The 1,845-nt window shown below is 46.9% G+C and carries 2 protein-coding genes; both read right to left on the bottom strand.

From position 1 onward, the window contains the following. Window positions 1-743 (bottom strand): tripartite tricarboxylate transporter substrate binding protein (locus B7Y67_RS16190; RefSeq protein ID WP_293599512.1); only part of this gene is annotated, 743 nt, incomplete at its 3' end. A gap of 128 nt (window positions 744-871) precedes the next feature. Further along, a complete protein-coding gene (locus B7Y67_RS16195; protein WP_293599514.1) occupies window positions 872-1,813 on the bottom strand; it encodes a CysB family HTH-type transcriptional regulator in 942 nt (313 codons plus the stop codon). Window positions 1,814-1,845: the final 32 nt, after the last annotated feature.

Below are 1,845 nucleotides of genomic sequence, written 5' to 3' on the forward strand. Positions count from 1 at the left end.
GCTGGTAAACCTTTTGGTGCAGCAATACCGAAATAAGCTGTAACCTGAAAGTTCGGAAAGCCCGCTTCTTGCATTGTTGGGACCTGGGGAAGCGCAGGATTTCTAGTGGTGCTGGTAACAGCAAGCGCTTTCAACTTGCCGCTTTTAATTAAGCCAAGCGCAGAGGGAAGGTTGTCAAACATAAAATCGATATCTTTAGATACTAGAGCTACATTCGCTAAGGATGAACCTCTGTAGGGAATGTGAACTACAAAAATGCCGGCTTGACTTTTCAGCATCTCGGCGCTGAGGTTCAGTGAGGTGCCATTGCCGTTAGAGCCATAATTCATCTTACCTGGAGACTGTTTTGCGCGTTTTACTAATTCAGCTACTGAATTAATTCCGGAGTCAGGATTTACTAAAAGCACATTCGGCAACTGCCCAAAAATAGCAATCGGTTCAATGCTGCTGGGGCTGTAAGGCAGTGTTTTATAAATTGCTGGACTAATAGAGAGTGGCGGGGATGCCATGAGAAGTGTGTATCCATCGGGACTTGCTTTTGCAACCTCTGCGGCACCCAGATTGCCGCCTGCGCCAGGCTTGTTTTCTACAACAATAGCTTGCCCAAGATCTGTTGAAAGCGCTGGAGTAATGAGGCGGGCAACGTTATCGATCAGTCCGCCAGGAGGAAAAGGCACTACCAGCTTTACGGGCTTATTTGGATAAGGGGTTTGCGCAAATGCAAGGCCCGAGCCGGCCAGCATTAGAAAAACTGCACATTGTTTAAAAAGGGATATCAGATGATTTTTCATGAAGGGTACATTTTTTGTTGTAAGGAAATATAAAGTCTCATCGCAAAGATTAGCACGAAGTGGTGTGCTCGGCTTTTGGCTTAAATTTCATAGGTTTCTGACTCGCTATTCATCGCTTGCTCCACAATTTTCTTGGTGAGGGTTGGTGAGAATAGTTCAATGAAGGTGTATACAAAAGAGCGCAGGTAGGCCCCTTGCTTAACGCCCAGATGCGTCACATTGTTACCAAACAAGTGCCCAACTGGAATGACTCGGAGATTACGATCTCTATCGGCGTCATAAGCTAAGCCAGCAACAATCCCGACACCCATTCCAGTTTCAACATAGGTCTTGATCACATCCGCATCAATCGCTTCCAAAATAATATCGGGGCTGAGATTACGTTGCGCAAATGCGGCATCAATCTTGCTGCGGCCTGCAAATGCTCTGTCGTATGTGATGAGTGGATACTTGGCAATTTCTTCCAAGGTGATGGTTGACTGATTGAGGAGGGGGTGACTCAGCGGCACCATGACTACGTGTTGCCATTGGTAGCCTGGAAGCGCAAGGACGCCAGGAGTATTGGCAATACCTTCGGTTGCTATTGCGATGTCAGCGCGATCATGAATGAGTAGCTCTGCAATTTGCCCTGGGCTTCCCTGTTGAATGCTGACCCGAACCTTTGGGAAGCGTTTGGTAAATTCGGTAAGTACTTTGGGTAAGGCATAGCGAGCTTGAGTATGTGTGGTGGCAATCACAAAGTTACCCTGATCCTGACTGGCAAAGTCTTTACCAACTCTTCTGAGGGTTTCCACTTCATCCAGAATGCGCTCAATCGAGGCAAGAATTCTTTTGCCCGGCTCGGTAAGTGAGCGGATCCTTTTGCCGTGGCGACGAAATACCTCAACACCCAGCTCATCTTCCAGCTCAATAATGGCCTTGGAAACTCCAGGTTGAGAGGTAAAAAGTGCTTTGGCTGCGGAAGTCAGATTGAAGTTTTGTCTTACGGCTTCGCGGACAAAACGAAATTGGTGCAAATTCATATGGATCCCATTCTTTATATCAAAGGAGATAT

This window comes from Polynucleobacter sp. 35-46-11 (genome assembly GCF_002281105.1).

What these genes read in the sequence shown, in the direction of transcription:
- B7Y67_RS16195 (WP_293599514.1), bottom strand. Translation starts at nt 1,813, where the DNA reads ATGAATTTGCACCAATTTCGTTTTGTCCGCGAAGCCGTAAGACAAAAC.